The sequence below is a fragment of the Leptospira haakeii genome (assembly GCF_002812045.1).
Classification (GTDB): Bacteria; Spirochaetota; Leptospiria; order Leptospirales; family Leptospiraceae; genus Leptospira_B; species Leptospira_B haakeii.
Genome location: NZ_NPEG01000001.1, coordinates 973759 through 988500 on the forward strand (window position 1 = coordinate 973759; position 14742 = coordinate 988500).

At 40.6% G+C, this 14742-nt stretch carries 14 protein-coding genes; 8 read left to right on the forward strand and 6 right to left on the reverse strand.

Annotation, left to right across the window (positions count from 1 at the left end):
• The first annotated feature begins 12 nt into the window (after positions 1-12).
• Genes CH377_RS04680 through CH377_RS04690 form a run of 3 tightly spaced genes read left to right on the forward strand, consistent with a single transcriptional unit; the run spans position 13 to position 2615 of the window.
• Positions 13-1341, forward strand: coding sequence for a hemolysin family protein (locus CH377_RS04680; protein WP_100722618.1), 1329 nt, complete (start codon positions 13-15; stop codon positions 1339-1341).
• 36 nt (positions 1342-1377) lie between these two features.
• Positions 1378-1917, forward strand: a complete 540-nt coding sequence (locus CH377_RS04685; RefSeq protein ID WP_100708104.1) for a phosphopantothenoylcysteine decarboxylase — start codon at positions 1378-1380, stop codon at positions 1915-1917.
• 11 nt (positions 1918-1928) lie between these two features.
• Positions 1929-2615 (forward strand): phosphopantothenoylcysteine decarboxylase domain-containing protein, encoded by a 687-nt coding sequence (locus tag CH377_RS04690; protein ID WP_100722822.1) that lies wholly within the window; start codon positions 1929-1931, stop codon positions 2613-2615.
• On the opposite strand, the gene CH377_RS04695 is transcribed toward CH377_RS04690, so the two are convergent.
• From CH377_RS04695 to CH377_RS04705, 3 genes are read right to left on the reverse strand one after another with little or no spacing between them, the layout of a single operon-like run.
• Positions 2608-2979: an STAS domain-containing protein gene (locus tag CH377_RS04695; protein WP_100722619.1), complete on the reverse strand. Its 372-nt coding sequence runs from the start codon at positions 2977-2979 to the stop codon at positions 2608-2610. The genes CH377_RS04690 and CH377_RS04695 overlap by 8 nt on opposite strands.
• Before the next feature lie 16 nt (positions 2980-2995).
• Entirely contained in the window at positions 2996-3325 is a 330-nt protein-coding gene (locus CH377_RS04700) for a hypothetical protein (RefSeq protein WP_100722620.1), read from the reverse strand.
• 4 nt (positions 3326-3329) lie between these two features.
• Complete coding sequence (locus CH377_RS04705) at positions 3330-4619, reverse strand: homoserine dehydrogenase (protein WP_100722621.1); 1290 nt, start codon at positions 4617-4619, stop codon at positions 3330-3332.
• A 203-nt stretch (positions 4620-4822) separates the two neighbouring features.
• Here CH377_RS04705 and CH377_RS04710 point away from each other — a divergent pair, with 203 nt between their 5' ends.
• Genes CH377_RS04710 through CH377_RS04720 form a run of 3 tightly spaced genes read left to right on the forward strand, consistent with a single transcriptional unit; the run spans position 4823 to position 8864 of the window.
• Positions 4823-5410 (forward strand): LIC_10572 family protein, encoded by a 588-nt coding sequence (locus CH377_RS04710; protein WP_100722622.1) that lies wholly within the window; start codon positions 4823-4825, stop codon positions 5408-5410.
• 14 nt (positions 5411-5424) lie between these two features.
• Positions 5425-7581, forward strand: a complete 2157-nt coding sequence (locus CH377_RS04715) for a HAMP domain-containing protein (RefSeq protein WP_100722623.1) — start codon at positions 5425-5427, stop codon at positions 7579-7581.
• A gap of 14 nt (positions 7582-7595) precedes the next feature.
• Entirely contained in the window at positions 7596-8864 is a 1269-nt protein-coding gene (locus CH377_RS04720; protein WP_100722624.1) for an amidohydrolase family protein, read from the forward strand.
• Here the strand turns inward: CH377_RS04720 and CH377_RS04725 are convergent.
• The gene (locus CH377_RS04725) at positions 8836-9372 is read right to left on the reverse strand and encodes a methylated-DNA--[protein]-cysteine S-methyltransferase (protein WP_100722625.1); all 537 of its coding nucleotides are present in this window, start codon (positions 9370-9372) and stop codon (positions 8836-8838) included. The two genes, CH377_RS04720 and CH377_RS04725, sit on opposite strands and share 29 nt — an antisense overlap.
• Positions 9373-9546: 174 nt before the next feature.
• On the opposite strand from CH377_RS04725, the gene CH377_RS04730 reads away from it, so the two are divergent.
• Positions 9547-10341: an SDR family NAD(P)-dependent oxidoreductase gene (locus CH377_RS04730; protein WP_100722626.1), complete on the forward strand. Its 795-nt coding sequence runs from the start codon at positions 9547-9549 to the stop codon at positions 10339-10341.
• Position 10342: 1 nt separating this feature from the next.
• A complete protein-coding gene (locus CH377_RS04735; RefSeq protein ID WP_100722627.1) occupies positions 10343-11353 on the forward strand; it encodes an LLM class flavin-dependent oxidoreductase in 1011 nt (336 codons plus the stop codon).
• A gap of 67 nt (positions 11354-11420) precedes the next feature.
• Here CH377_RS04735 and CH377_RS04740 read toward each other — a convergent pair whose 3' ends face one another.
• Together CH377_RS04740 and CH377_RS04745 are read right to left on the reverse strand one after the other, a co-directional pair.
• On the reverse strand, positions 11421-12602 hold the full coding sequence (locus CH377_RS04740) for an acetyl-CoA C-acetyltransferase (RefSeq protein WP_100722628.1): 1182 nt from the start codon (positions 12600-12602) through the stop codon (positions 11421-11423).
• Positions 12603-12696: 94 nt separating this feature from the next.
• On the reverse strand, positions 12697-14724 hold the full coding sequence (locus CH377_RS04745) for a neutral/alkaline non-lysosomal ceramidase N-terminal domain-containing protein (protein WP_100722629.1): 2028 nt from the start codon (positions 14722-14724) through the stop codon (positions 12697-12699).
• Positions 14725-14742: the final 18 nt, after the last annotated feature.

The following is a 14742-nucleotide window of genomic DNA, read 5'->3' on the forward strand; positions in this document are numbered from 1 at the left end:
ACCTTGTCGTTAATGGACGTGATTGGATTTTTAGTAATACTTCTTCTGATTTTTGCGAACGGATTTTTTGTGTCTGCGGAATTTGCTTTGGTCTCGATCAGACCTTCTCGTTTGGAAGAATTGATCAGAGACGGCAGACCTATGGCCGTTCTCACGAAAAAAGCGGCCAGCATGCTGAACGATATGCTCTCAGTATGCCAGGTAGGGATCACAATCGCAAGTTTACTTTTAGGTTGGGTGGGAGAAGGTTATCTATCCAGTTGGATAGAGCCTATTTTTCATTACGCAGGTTATCCTGATTCAGACTTAACTGTTCACGGGGTTGCAGTAGCAATCTCATTTGCGCTAATCACATTTTTGCATATTCTTTTGGGAGAACTTCTTCCTAAAACAGTAGCGATCCAGAAGACGGAGACCTTGGCTTTGGTGACAAGCGCTCCTATATTCTTCTTTTATTATCTATTTTTCCCTATTACGTTTTTCTTAAATGGCCTCACCTCTTTTATGCTTAAGATGATCGGATTCAAGGAAGACTCTCACCGTATCATTCATTCTCCAGAAGAGTTGATGATCTTGATTCAGGAACAGAATAAACAGGGAAATATTGATCAGGAAGAATTTCAGATTATCCAAAATACTTTCCAGTTCTCTGAACATTTAGCTAAGGATGTGATGACTCATCGTTTGAGTATTGTGGGAATTCCTGCTGATAGTCAAATGGATGGTGTTCTTTCGGTTATTGCAGAACATCATTTTTCCAGATATCCTGTTTATGAAGGAACTACTGATAATATAGTAGGTATCGTTCACGTTCAGGCCTTTTTAGCCTGGCTTTCCGAATCTAAACGAAATAAGAAAGCAAAGGTCACTACAATCATGCAACCTCCTATCGTGGTTCCGGAAGGTATGTCGATAGAGAAGGTACTTCAGAAATTACGGCTCGCAAAACAACATATGGCGATCGTGATCGACGAGTACGGCGGAGTTTCCGGGCTACTTACTATGGAAGACATAGTAGAAGAAGTTTTTGGCGAAATCCGGGACGAGACTGACGATCATGAAACGGATGCTGTTCCATCGCATTCTCCAGATGCATTCGATATTGATGGAGAGACTGAGTTAGATGAATTAAAAGAAATCCTAACAGGTATCGAAGAAGAAGAGCTAAACGATATTCGTACCATCGCAGGTTTTATCTTAGAAAAGTTAGAGGATATGCCTAAGGAAGGAACTGAAGTCGCAATCCCTGAAGGTAAACTGACCGTAGAAAAAATGGATGGAAACAAGATCATGACCGTCCGTTTTACGAGGCTTTCCGCTCCTTCTTCCTTTGCGATTTAAGTTGTAAATCTAATAGATCGGTTTTGGATCTGCACTATGGATAAAAAGGATATTCTGATCGCAGTCAGCGGAAGTATTGCGGCCTTCAGGGCTTGTGAACTGGTTCGTAATCTTACCAAAGAAGGTTATCCTGTTTCTGTGATCATGACCCAGAACGCGACCAAGTTTATAGGTCCGATCACATTCGAGGCTCTCACAGGTAAAAAAGTCCAAGTAGATGAATATGAGCAGGGAATGGCTCATATTGACGCGAGAAATCGTGCAGCTGTGATCGCTGTTGTTCCTGCCACAGCAAATATTATCGCAAAAATGGCGAATGGAATTGCGGACGATCTTGTAACTTCTACCTATCTTGCCGCGAAATGTCCTGTATTAGTGGCTCCTGCAATGAATCCGAATATGTTCACTCATCCTGCTACTCAAAGGAACCTTGCACGTTTGAAAGAAGACGGAGTGATTATTTTAGATCCTCAGGAAGGAGTAGTCGTCTGCGGTGACGAAGGTTATGGCAAACTGGCTGATGTTCCGGTAATGCAAAAAAAGATCCTGGAATTGTATCTGAAAACTTCTAAATAAGATGTTTGATCTTGGCTAAATATTCAAAAATTATAATAAGTTCAGGGCCTACTAGAGAGTGGATCGATCCTGTACGTTTTATTTCCAATGCTTCTTCCGGAAAAATGGGATATTGTTTAGCAGCAGAAGCGGCTCATTTAGTGAAAGATGTAGTTTATATCCGCGGATTAACTGAGCCAAAATATTCCGAACCTAAGGGTGCAAGAGTTGTAAAGGTAGAAACTACTTTAGAAATGAGAGACGCGGTTCTGAAAGAGGTGGATTCTTCTTCTATTTTAATTATGGCCGCAGCTCCTGCAGATTTTCGTCCTAAAAATGCAAACGAATCAAAGATCAAAAAAGAAGAAGGTAGCGACACCTTAGTTCTGGAACTGATCAAAAATCCGGACATACTTGTTTCGGTTCAGGAAAAGATCCAGGCGAAAAATCTGAAAGATGTGCTTCGTATCGGTTTCTCAGCTGAAACGGATCTATTGGATCAAAATGCACTTGGTAAGCTTAGGAAGAAAAATCTGGATTTTATCGTAGGAAATTACGTAGGCAAGGACTCCAAAGGTTTTGGTGACTTGGATACAAGCGTGATCATTTTTGGAAAAGAAGGTTCTAAAAAGGAGATCGGTCCCGCTTCCAAGGAGATCATTGCGAAAGGTATTTTAGAATATTTAGATATTCTTTCTAAACAAGAAAGTATTATTTAAAGACCGCTTTGGCCTCGTCCAGAGTGTGATAGATCGCTACCTTTTTAGGTAATTCCATCAATCGGATCACATTCTCTAAGAAGTGATTCAATCCTCCGATCACTATTTTTCCGTTATGCTGATCTACGGTTTTAATCAAGGTTAGAAGAGTCGTAACTCCGACACTATTGATATATTCTAAAGAAGAGAGGTCTAAGATGATCTCGTAGATCCCTTCGTCGAAAACGAAATTGATCTTTCTGGAAATTTCGAAAGCGTTCGAATTCGTCACTTTTCCGTTCATGATGACGACTAGAACTTCTTTGTCTCCGACGGAGTCTCTTTTAGTTTCTATGTAAAGGCCTTCGAATTCCGTTTTTGCCATTTTATCCCGATCCGCGTTAAAACATCATTGTTCCGTCTTTGATGGTGGCTGTCAATTCCGTCCATCCGGAGACTTCTTCCGATTTAGAATCCGTTTTGGCGGATCCACGGTAAAGTATCCTAAGTCGTCCCTTCTCTTCGATTTCGCCTTCTAAGTCCAGATAGATCCTTCTGTGATCATTCTTTCTTTGAAAAGTTATTTTCGATCCACTTTGGAGCAAGTCCCAATAAGAAGCTACTGTTCCGAAGGTGATTAGACGAGAATTTCCGTCAATATCCAAAAATAAATCCAAATGTGAATCCCCGAATCCTTCATGTAAGGATAATGTGCAGGGAAATTCGTTCATACTTTTACAATTTGTCTTCCAAGCGGATCGCAACCGAGGGTTCTAATACCACTTCGGAAGCATCTATCCTTCCTAAAGACGCAGAAATAGAAGCTTCTACGCATGGATGTGTGACCACCACTACTTCTGCAGGTTCCTTTTCAGATTCGTTTTGGCGAACAGAAGAAATAGATACTCCATTTGTTCCCAAATCTTTTGCAATTTCCGCTAAAACCCCTGGCTGGTCCAAGGTATTAAATCTCAGATAATATCTAGCTTCTGTTTGGTTAGCTTCAGATATAGAGGCTTTTGGGAATCTGTTCTTTTCCATCGGAAGATTTTTGCCTCGCCTTGAGCTGTAATAGATCAGATCCGAAACCACTGCGGAAGCGGTAGGCAATGCTCCTGCACCTTTTCCTACGATTAAACCCGGACCGGCAAATGCAGTCTTATAATACACTGCATTTGTCTCATTCATCACGCTTGCGAATGCATGATGTTTGGGGATCATTACCGGTTGGACCCTGGCCTCGACCTTACCATCCAATTTTCTTACAAGACCGAGTAACTTGATCCGATAACCAAGATCAGAAGCGAATGCAATGTCTAATCGTGTAATCTTTGTTATACCTTCTACCACTATGTTTTGTAACGGTATCTTTTCTCCGAAGGCCAAGGATCCTAAAATACTGATCTTATGTGCGGTATCTATACCTTCTACATCAAAGCTTGGATCTGCTTCTGCAAATCCCTTTTCCTGAGCGAGTTTTAGTGCTTCTTTATAATCTAAACCTTCTGTTTCCATTTTGGAAAGAATGAAGTTAGTTGTTCCGTTTAAGATCCCGTAAAGTCCGAGAACCTTATCCCCCGCCAAACAATTTCGAATGGCTCGGATGATAGGAATAGAACCTCCAACTGAAGCTTCGAATCCAATTTCTGTTTGGTTTTCTTCTGCAGTTCTATAAATGATCTCTCCTTTCTCTGAAAGAAGTGCCTTATTGGCTGTGATTACTGTCTGTTTGGATTGTAAGGCACCTAATACGATCTCTTCGGAGATTGTTGTACCTCCTACAAGTTCAATGATCGTATCGATTTCGGGGTTTCCCACCACTTGTTTGTAATCGTCTGTTATTTTTACTTTAGAAAATAATTTAGAAATTGGGGCGATTTTTGAGGGAGTTCTGGTACAAATAGTATGTACATTTAGGGAGATACCGTATTCTTTTTCGAATCTTGCGGATTCTTCCGAAAGAATTTTAAGAACTCCTGAGCCGACAGTGCCTGCGCCAATTAATCCGATTCGAATCGTCTGCATTCTGGGACAATCCTTTCGGCTATACTGGAAACATTCGACCTTTTTTAAGTATGTGTGGGGGCTTTCCTTTCGGCCTGGCGGTTTTTTCTTTACTAAATGAGCTAGTCTTGGTAGAGATTCTTTTACGGACGATTTTAAAATTCGTTTAGGACCTTCTATAATAAATAGGTCCAAATCCATCGACTGAAAGGATAACCTACTTTATGGCGAACCGTCGTAAGCCTCCCCGCAAAACTTCCGGGAATAAAAAACAAGAATCTTCCCACAAACATCCAGGCGGAGGAAACCGCGGCCATCAGCAGAAAAAAAGACCGGAGCACGGTCGTTCGAATCGCCACCAACAACATACTGTAGCTACTAAAATTTCAGAAACGATGAAGGAACTTCCAATGAAGGCTCCTCATCAATCCGGAGGAAGTTCAGGGACTCTTGTAAAAGTGATTGGATTTATCGCAGTCGCATTGATCGTATTTTTCGGATATTTTATAGTTCAGGAATATTTGGATAAAACCCCTGTTTATGGAAAGCATGGTTGGGACGAAGAAGCCGGATCCCCTGTTGCTTGGGAAGATGCAGTTCGTTATTGTTCATCTAGAAAAAAGAGACTTCCGGACAAGGAAGAGCTTAAGACATTCTCCAAAAGAGCGGACAAAAAAATTAAAACTATCGGATTGTTTTGGTCTACAAGTGCTGCAGGAGAAAAAGGGGATTATATGACTGTAAACTTAGGCAGCGGAGATTTTTCTCCAAGTCCCAGCACGAACAAATTCGCAGTTATCTGTGTGAAATGATGCTTTGATCCATCATGGCTGTTTTAACTTTTTCCAGCGTCAGTTATCTTACCGGATTTCTTCTTTCCGGACTCTGCGCTTTTTTTCTTCTAATTAGAAAGGAAAAATACGAAACAACCTTACATTTAGGCTGGGTATTCTTATATTGTGCGCTACTCGAGCTTTCATTTTTGCTCGGGACTTCGTTCTTTCATCCACTTTCTTTTTTGCATAGATGGCTTTCGCTTCCTTCTGCGTTTTTACTCTGCGCCCATCTATGCTTATACTTTTTCCTACTGAATTCTCAAGCTTCCGAAAAAACGGGAAGGATCTTATTAGGTGCCGGATATTTTCTAGCCTTAAGCATTTTGGTCCTACATATAGTAGGAACAATATTTGCCAAACCGATTTATGATTTCGGTGGAGGAGTCTACGACGTAATTCATAGATCGGACGAAAGAGTGATCTTTTGGTTCGGAGTTATTTATGTTTCTGTAATATTATTGTTCGGAGTTTGGAGAGGATTCCAAGCTCATCGATCTGATATTCAGCTAATGGCCCTTTCTCTTTGGGTTCCTTTTTTACTTCTTCTTGGGACTACTATACTTTTTCATTTAAAAGAGATCGCTTATCCTTTGGACAGAGCCATTGGGCTTTCTTTCTGGAATCCGATTTTCCTAACTGCATTATTTTTAGCATGGCTGATCCATTTAAGGGCCTCCGGAGAAGCTTTCAGTCTAAGATCTCCCATTTTACTCGGGATCGTATTATTGTTATTATTCGTATTCCAGGGAAGCAGTTGGCTGTTTCTACAACCTGGATTAGAATCTTTTAATGAAACAGTTAAAGAGAGATTAAAAGCGCAAGATCTGTCTCCTGATTCCTATTTGCTTTCCGTGCAAGATAATGATGGATTTGTTCTAACAACATCCGGGGGATTGGAGACTTCTTTTTTTGCAGAATCTAAAAGGGATCTGATCCTTTCTTTTGTTTGGAATAATCCTTCTGCTTTGAATAAAGAATTTCCTTCTTATGCAAAAGTCGCCGAATCATTGAAGGGTTCCGAGAAATATTCTGAAAATTTAATTAACTTTTCCAAATCTTTGGAGAAAATCCGTAAAAAGATCAGGAATCTCCCTACTAAGGATATCAGAGAAGGGATTTTGGAACAGATCTCTCCCGATGGTAAAGAGGAGAAGTTTGCATTATTCTTAAAAATACTCTCTGGTTCCGTTAAAAACTCTTCTGCAGAAGGAGAGGTATTGCGCAGTTTTACATTGGATCAAATGAGAGAGTTGGTTCCGGAAGGAGAACCTCATTTCAGACGGATCCCGGGGCTTGCGATGGGGGAATATTATTATTCCATAATCCAAAAATCTCCTGGTAAAACTCAAATGAAAGAGATAGGGATTCCTTATCAGGAGTTCTTGGCTTTCGAAACTGGATTATTGAAAAAGCCGGTGCTTGCATTTTTAGTTTGTCTTCTTCTTTTTTCCATAGCGATCAATTCGTTTTTCTCATTTTTTGTGATCCATCCGTTGGATAGATTATACTCCGCATTGGAACTTGCTACCGAGGGAGATCTACAAAGAGAATTACATCCGGAAGCCTGGGATGAGATAGGAAGTTTAGCAGATCAATTTAATAGAATGATCCAGTCTATCCGAACCGAAGAGGGTTCCGAATATTCTTCTTTTAGTAGGAATGAAACTGAACCTAGATCTGGCGGTGGTGTTTCTTCTTGGAAAGAAATTTCAGATCGAATTAAAAAGACTAGTTCAGTTTCAGAATTGAAAAAATTCCTTTCTGATCTACAAGGAAGCCAAGATTCACATCCGGTTCGTTCTAAGTTGATCTTAAAACTTGGATTGAAGATAAAGGATTATCAGACCGCATATATGGCGGCGCAAGAATTGAGAGAGATGGGGATCGTGAAAGATCCTGAAATGCTTTTTATACTCTCTTATTGTGCTAAAAAGACGGGAGATATCCAAGAAGCAATCCGTTTGTCGGAAGAGTTGAGATCATTTTCCGAAGGCCATGCTCAAAACAACCTACATCTTGCGGATATGTATTATCATACAAATCGTTTGGATGAGGCCAGGGACCTCGCAATTCAGATCCGTAAGGAGCAGGGACCTTCTGCCGCTGTTACGAAACTTTTGAATGCGATAGAAAAAAAAGGCGCCTGAGATATAATGGGCTAATGGCTGCTCAGATTCGAAAAATATCGGGAAAATTCCAAAACTCCAAAGGATCCTTTATTGGAACGGTGGAATTGGATCCGAAAACAGGCCTTATACTCTCCATCCAAAAAAATAAAACATTACAATCTTCTAATGCAGAAGAACTCGCGTTCGATCCGGACAAGTTTACGATCTTTTCAGGTTTCGGCGATATTCATGTGCATGCGAGAGAAGACGAGTCCGGAAAACATAAATATAAAGAAGATTTTTTATCCGCTGGAAATGCAGCAATCAATGGAGGTGTGATCCATATCGCGGATATGCCTAATAATCCTATTCCTCCTACCGACGATATTACTTATTCTAAAAAGAGAGAACTTGCAGATCATTCTCCTGTTCGTATCACTTTATATGCGGGTATAGGTCCTCATACAAAACCTTTAAAGGCTCATGTCCCTTACAAGGCGTTCATGGGTCCTTCTATCGGGGAGTTATTCTTTTATTCCAATGAGCAGTTAGAGGAAACAATCCGTCATTATAAAGGTTGTAATATTAGCTTTCATTGTGAAGATCCTGAAATTTTAGAAAAAAGTCAGAATGAGACTTATCATGAGGATAGAAGGCCCGCTATCGCGGAAACTTTAGCTACCGACTTCGCACTTTATCTGATAGAAAAATACGAACTAGTTGGAAAGTTATGCCATTATTCAACAGAAGAAGGTTTAAAAAAGATCATAGATGCAAGGAAGAGAGGAGTCAAAGTAAAATGTGAAGTGACTCCTACACATTTATATTTTGATAGAACCATGCTTACGGATGAAAATCGTCATTGGTTCCAAATGAATCCACCGTTAAGAGGACCTGAGGATAAAGAGGCTCTGCTCCAAGGGGTTAAAGAAGGATGGATCGACTTCTTAGCCACTGATCATGCCCCACATTCTATTGAAGAAAAATTAAAAGGTACATCTGGAATTTCTCAACTGGATACTTATTCTTTATTCGTGACTTGGTTACATAGAACGGCAGGAATCTCTTTAGAAAAAATTTCAGAGATATGCGCGGAGAATCCAGGGGATTTTGTGGCAGAGTTCTTACCTAAGGAATATGGAAAAGGATTTGGAAAGATCGAAGAAGGTTATTGCGGAAGTTTTACTGTTCTGGATTTTCAAACTCCGACTACATTCAAAAAAGAAGATATAAAAAGTAAAAGTGGTTGGTCCCCTTTCGAAGGAGTCACTTTCCCCGGAAGCATCGGTTCTGTTATTCACCTCGGAAAAAAGGTAAGGTAGGAGAATCAGAAAACTTTTGCTCTAACTCGAGCAGGAACTTTTTTCTCCAAAGCCCTCCACCGTATCCGGTTAGATCTCCACTTTTGCCAACGATCCTATGACATGGGATTAAGATAGCGATCCGATTTTCTCCGTTTGCTTTCGCGACTGCACGGACTGCGTTTTTATCTCCGATCCGGATTGCCTGAGCCTCATAAGAATTTGTTTTTCCATAAACCACCGAATGTAGGGCCTCCCAGGCTTTTTTCTGAAAATCGGTGCCTAAGACCACCAGAGGAATATCGAACTCCTTTCTTTTGCCTTGGAAATATCCCTGAAGTTGCTCTTCTAACCGATGGAAAAACTTACTTTCTCCCGGTTGGATATCCTCGCCGAAAACTTTTTTGAGCCGAGTAAGTTGGAGGTCTAACCTCTCTTTTTCTGTGAATTCCAGAAGGCAGATACCCTCTTCCACTGCTCCCGCGAGAAGTATTCCTAAAGGGGTTTGGATTTCTTTGCTGAGGATCATTTATTGCCTAAGTATAAAAGGTTTTTTGAATTTAGCACAACCCGAAAATTGCTGTAAAATATCTTACCGCAGATACTAAGATTTAATTAGAAGCCGACCTAAGCCTAAGGCATGGATGAAAACCGTTTTTGCCTAGTCTTGGGTTAGCTTCGTCTAAGTAATGGAAAACAATACATGGATACCCAACTCAAAGATAAAATCGCATTAGTAACAGGATCAACCGCAGGAATTGGACTAGCAATCGCCACCGGCCTCGCAGCAGAAGGAGCTCAGGTTATAATAAACGGTAGGACCAAGGCAAGGGTAGAAGAGGCGATCTCCGCCATTCAGAAAAAAGTCCCTAAAGCAAATCTTCTCGGTGTAGAAGCGGACTTTTCCAGCAAGGAAGAAGTAAACAAAATCGTATCAAAATTTTCTAATGTAGATATACTTGTGAATAATGTCGGGATTTTCGAACCTAAAGATTTTGTGGATATCCCGGATGAAGATTGGATCCGTTTTTTCGAGGTGAATGTTCTTAGCGGAGTTAGACTTTCCAGAGCTTATTTACCTTCTATGCTCAAAAAGAATTGGGGAAGGATCTTATTTATATCCAGCGAGTCAGGGATACAAATACCGAATGAAATGATCCATTATGGAGTTACAAAAAGCGCTCAGATCTCCTTAGGCAGGGGAATTGCAGAACTCACAAAAGGAACCAATGTAACCGTAAATTCTATTCTGCCCGGACCAACTCGATCCGAGGGTGTAGAAGGATTTCTTGAAGATCTTGCTAAACAACAAAACGTTTCCACTTCAACTGTAGAAAAAGAATTTTTTAAAAACGCAAGACCAACCTCTCTTTTACAAAGATTCGCTACTGTGGAAGAAGTTGCAAATCTTGCTGTTTATCTTTCTTCTCCACTTTCTTCCGCAACAAATGGTGCTGCACTTCGCGTGGATGGCGGCGTGGTCAAGTCTGCATTCTAATATGATCCGATTAAGTGTTTTAGATCAGTCTCCAATTCGTAAAGGTGGGACCGCGAGCCAAGCGGTCCAGGAGACGATCGAACTTGCGAAGCTTACTGACAGGCTGGGTTATCACAGATATTGGGTTTCAGAACATCATAATATTTTGGGGTTGGCAGGATCTTCTCCTGAAGTTTTGATCTCACATCTTGCCGGCGAAACAAAAGGGATCCGCATGGGTTCTGGTGGGATTATGCTTCCGAATCACAGTTCTCTCAAGGTAGCTGAAAATTTTAGAATGCTCGAGACTTTATTTCCAGGAAGAATAGATCTGGGACTAGGTAGGGCTCCTGGCGGCGATCGACTAACAGCCGCTATATTGAATCCTTCTAACAGTTTTGTTCAAAATGATTTTATCCAACAATTGATGGACCTGAGAGACTTCTTGACGGATAACGCTGAGCCCGATTCAATTCAGGAGAAGGTAAAAGCGATCCCTGTTGCAGAGACCTGTCCTGAACTTTGGATCTTAACTTCCAGTGGAGAAAGCGCTTTGATTGCAGCTCATTTTGGAATGGCTTTATCTTTTGCTCAGTTCATTAACCCAACTGGAGGATACGCGAGTATCCAAGCATATAAAGAAAGATTCCAACCTTCCGAAGCACTTTCGATCCCTCATGCAAGCGTGGGAATATTCGTGTTATGTGCGGATACAAAAGAGAAGGCTGAAGAACTACAAGCTGTGATGGACAGACAACTTTTAAACATTGAAAAAGGAATTAGCGAGGGTATACTTTCTTACGAAGAAATCAAACCGTATGTGTATTCAGATATGGAAAGAGTCAGATTATTGCATAATCGAGGGAGAATGATTGTAGGAACTCCTGATACGGTTAAAAAAAGGATTTTAGATCTGACTGAAGAATATGGGATTGATGAAGTGGTAGTTTCTACGATCACATACGATTTTAAGGACAGGGTTCGTTCTTACGAACTTTTGGCAGAAACTTTCGAATTGGAAAAAAGATTATAAAAGCGTAAACTAGGGAAGTGAGAACTGGACTAGGTCCTGCAAACCAAGCGGGACCTAGTCTTTTTTGTTATGCTTCCGGGTTTTCCAGGATCAGAGCGATCCCTTGGCCGCCACCGATACAGAGAGAAGCGACTCCATATTTTGCCTTTCTTCTTCTAAGTTCGTAAGCTAATGTGATGGTTACTCTTGCGCCACTCGCTCCGAGCGGATGTCCGATTGCAACTGCTCCACCGTTTACGTTTGTAATCTCAGGATTTAAGCCTAATTCTTTTTGAACTGCTAGGTATTGAGCTGCAAACGCTTCGTTTACTTCTACAAGGCTCATGTCGGAAAGTTTTAAGCCTGCTTTTTTAAGAGCGATCGGAATTGCTAATGCAGGCCCGATTCCCATTTTCGCAGGATCACATCCTGCATGTCCGTATCCTCTGATGATCGCCAAAGGTTTTTTACCGATTTTCTTAGCGTAAGATGCGGAAGTAATGATAGTTGCAGCAGCTCCATCATTCAAACCGGATGCGTTTCCTGCAGTAACTGTTCCACCTTCTCTAAAAGCAGGTCTTAGCCCGGAAAGTTTTTCGATAGAAGCTGCACCTTTGATAAATTCATCTTTTTCTAATGTAACCGGCTTTTTTCCACCAACAGTTACAGGAAGGATTTCTTCTTTTAGTCTACCTTCTACCGTAGCTTTTTCCGCTCTGGTTTGGGAAATCCCGGCCCATTCGTCTTGTTCTGCTCTGCTGATCTTGTATTGGTCTGCAAGATTTTCCGCAGTTGCTCCCATGATGAGGCCAACATATTGGTCAGTTAATCCTTGCTCTAATGAATCTTCGAATTCAGTAGAACCGTATTTAACTCCCCATCTTGCGTTACGCACAACATAAGGCGCATTGCTCATGGATTCGGATCCACCTGCAAGAACTGCCTCAGATTCTCCCAAGTAGATTTTTTTAGCCGCTTGGATGATTGCTTCCATTCCGGAACCACAAAGTCTATTTAAGGTCAAAGCTGGAACTGTGATTGGTAATCCGGTTTTGAGTCCAATATGTCTCGCTAGATAGATAGCTTCTTTACCAGTAGGCACCACGTTCCCGAAAATAGACTCACCTATATCGGAAGGATTCACTCCTGTTCTCTCTAACAATGATTTAGAAACTAATACTCCTAAATCCACTGCGCTTACATCTTTTAATGTTCCGCCGAAATTTCCGAAAGGGGTGCGGATCCCGTCCAACAAAACTGCTTCTTCCATTTTTCCAGTCCTAAAAATATTAACATTATGCAGTCAATAACTGCTGATCAATACGGTGTACTACCATTCCAATTTACATCGTTTCCGAGTCATACTATTTTAATTCGAATTCAGGGCAATCAATGGAGAATGGGACTTCTTTACCTTCTTTATTAAGATAGAAGGAGGAATGTTTCAGCCTATAAACTCCAGGAGAATCATTCTTATCCGTTTCCCAAACCAATTGGATCTTATCATCGAACAAAGGTAAGAAGGATTTTTTATAAAAGAATTTAGTGGGCCAGCTAGAATCCGTGTAAGTAGTAATCCATTTGTCTCCTTCTTTCTTCTCCACATCAAAATAGGATTTTTGTTTAGGATAAGAAATGTTCGGATTTACGGAACTTACTTCGCAAGAAACAGATTCTCCTATCTTTACAATACTCTCATTTGGATTTTTGATTTTAGGCTCGAAAGAAGAGATTTTATCTCTATGAGGAACATCAGTACCTACAACAGTAGAACTTAGATCTTTAGGGAATATTCCTTGGTCACTTACCTTGTTTTGTAAAAGATCATTTGCAAGTCTATGGTATTCTTGCCTAAAAAGATCTAAACTAAAAGGGCCATGAAGAGTATGACCACCTTCATATTGTTGAGTAGAATATTCTTCCTTAGTAGTGATATATCCTGCAAAATCGTTAGTCAGCCCTGAAAGTGCTATATCTTTGATCTTAGGTCCTAAAACTTTTTTGACCGTTTCTTTCATTCTTCTGCTGGACATCGTAGTGACTTCATTAGGTGAAACGATCAAAGCAAAATCACCGATTGTCGCAAGTCCTAAAGGTAGAATTTGGGAGAGAGAAGGATCCGGTTTTGTTTCCCCCATTGGAAAAAGGATGGCTTTAGGTTTTTGGCAAACTCTCAATTCATCGCTTGGAGCTTGTAATAATCTTGCAGCTAACCAGTCGATATAGAATTTTCTATCTTCGTCTTTCATTCCTTCGTGGAAAAGCCAATGCCCACCACCTTCTTCCGTAGAACCTGCTGCTAAAGCATATCCATATGCAGACAAACATGTTCTTTCGTCTTTTCCGGTTTCTGAAAATTCCTTACGAACGATCGAGTTTGGCATATCTATAAAAGACTGAGTATAATTTAGACCGGAAGGTAAAACTCTAAGATTATCGTCATTTAAGATCTTAGAACTCGCAAGATATTGTCTTTCTCCAATGATCTTTGTGCTTTCAAACATATCCTTTCCGGGACCGGTATTGTTCAGGTTTAAGTTTGGAGTTACATCTCCTTCGTTCGCTTGAGCAAAGATCGCTATAAAATCTTTTTGTCCTCTTTTTGTTGCTTCGAATTCTGAAAGATAAGAAGCGTATCCTTTATTGTCCGTAGATACTAAATGATTGTCGAAAGTCATACTTGTTGTATGCACCCCGAACCAGTTTACGATCCCGATCACACCTCTTCTGGTATTCACAGAAATTTGGATCATTGTTTTATCGGTATCGGAATTATATCTGTCTCTTTCTGTTTTTGGATTTGCTTGGTAGGCTATTAACGAACGGTTTACTCCGGCTCCTTCTACGATAGCGCTCCCAATCAATAATTGAGCTATTTCTTTTTTGGAATAAGCTTCCTTGATCGCTTGGAAGATACCGTTTGTGATTACCGAATAGTATTCCGGAAAAAACTTAGTAGTGTATATTGAATTTTGAATATAATGGAAAAAGCCTGCAGGAGCGCTATGAGTATGAGAAGCATTTAGAAGTACATTGGCTAAATTAAAATTAGGATCTACTTCCTTTTTTAATCTAGCTACTACATCTCTTTGGACCTCATGCGGAACCCCGCCTAATTCTGCAGTCACATACGCTAATACTTTTCCGGTCTTAGGATCTTTGATGACCAATGCTCTTGCGAATTGCCGGAGATGTATACCTTCTCCTTTTTGTCCTTCTTGAGCATAACCCCAGAACATGATCCCTGTAGGAGGTCCTGTGATATCTACTTTAGACATTCCAGCCTCGAAATTAAAATCTTTAATTTGAGGTTTGGCAGTTCCGGAAAATACAGAATCGGAAAAGAATAAAAACAAGAAAGGAAGAATAATCACTAAACGGAATTTCTTCATAGCAGGACTCCTTGCGGA

Bases quoted from the DNA above. Each gene is read 5' to 3' on its own strand.
- CH377_RS04695 (WP_100722619.1), bottom strand. From the start codon at position 2,979: ATGGCAAAAACGGAATTCGAAGGCCTTTACATAGAAACTAAAAGAGAC.
- CH377_RS04710 (WP_100722622.1), top strand. From the start codon at position 4,823: ATGGCGAACCGTCGTAAGCCTCCCCGCAAAACTTCCGGGAATAAAAAA.
- CH377_RS04725 (WP_100722625.1), bottom strand. From the start codon at position 9,372: ATGATCCTCAGCAAAGAAATCCAAACCCCTTTAGGAATACTTCTCGCG.
- CH377_RS04740 (WP_100722628.1), bottom strand. From the start codon at position 12,602: ATGGAAGAAGCAGTTTTGTTGGACGGGATCCGCACCCCTTTCGGAAAT.
- CH377_RS04730 (WP_100722626.1), top strand. From the start codon at position 9,547: ATGGATACCCAACTCAAAGATAAAATCGCATTAGTAACAGGATCAACC.
- CH377_RS04735 (WP_100722627.1), top strand. From the start codon at position 10,343: ATGATCCGATTAAGTGTTTTAGATCAGTCTCCAATTCGTAAAGGTGGG.
- CH377_RS04680 (WP_100722618.1), top strand. From the start codon at position 13: ATGGACGTGATTGGATTTTTAGTAATACTTCTTCTGATTTTTGCGAAC.
- CH377_RS04700 (WP_100722620.1), bottom strand. From the start codon at position 3,325: ATGAACGAATTTCCCTGCACATTATCCTTACATGAAGGATTCGGGGAT.
- CH377_RS04745 (WP_100722629.1), bottom strand. From the start codon at position 14,724: ATGAAGAAATTCCGTTTAGTGATTATTCTTCCTTTCTTGTTTTTATTC.
- CH377_RS04685 (WP_100708104.1), top strand. From the start codon at position 1,378: ATGGATAAAAAGGATATTCTGATCGCAGTCAGCGGAAGTATTGCGGCC.
- CH377_RS04720 (WP_100722624.1), top strand. From the start codon at position 7,596: ATGGCTGCTCAGATTCGAAAAATATCGGGAAAATTCCAAAACTCCAAA.
- CH377_RS04715 (WP_100722623.1), top strand. From the start codon at position 5,425: ATGGCTGTTTTAACTTTTTCCAGCGTCAGTTATCTTACCGGATTTCTT.
- CH377_RS04705 (WP_100722621.1), bottom strand. From the start codon at position 4,619: ATGCAGACGATTCGAATCGGATTAATTGGCGCAGGCACTGTCGGCTCA.